Raw genomic sequence first — 317 nt, forward strand, 5'->3', positions numbered from 1 at the left:
CGAGGCCGTCGAAGGCGCCATCGAGGCCATCCGCAAGGCGGCGCAAACAGGCCGCATCGGCGATGGAAAAATCTTCGTCTCAAACATAGAGGAAGTCGTGCGCATCCGCACCGGCGAGACCGGCATCGACGCCATCTGACGTCCCCCATCTTTCTGCAACGTCATCAATCAAAACACGTCATCAAACAGGGATACATGACATGACGACAGCCAAAGACATCATGAAGCAGATCAAGGACAACGACGTGAAATTCGTCGACCTGCGCTTCACCGATCCGCGGGGCAAGCTGCAACATGTGACGATGGACGTCGTCGAG

The 317-nt window shown here is 56.5% G+C and carries 2 protein-coding genes; both read left to right on the forward strand.

The window, feature by feature from the left end; translation table 11 throughout:
• On the forward strand, positions 1-139 hold a 139-nt coding region (locus tag EN874_RS32865; protein WP_135884735.1), incomplete at its 5' end, for a P-II family nitrogen regulator.
• A gap of 61 nt (positions 140-200) precedes the next feature.
• Positions 201-317 (forward strand): glutamine synthetase (locus EN874_RS34745; protein WP_245516238.1); only part of this gene is annotated, 117 nt, incomplete at its 3' end.

Source organism: Mesorhizobium sp. M1D.F.Ca.ET.231.01.1.1 (assembly GCF_003999155.2).
In the GTDB taxonomy this organism is placed as follows: Bacteria; Pseudomonadota; Alphaproteobacteria; order Rhizobiales; family Rhizobiaceae; genus Mesorhizobium.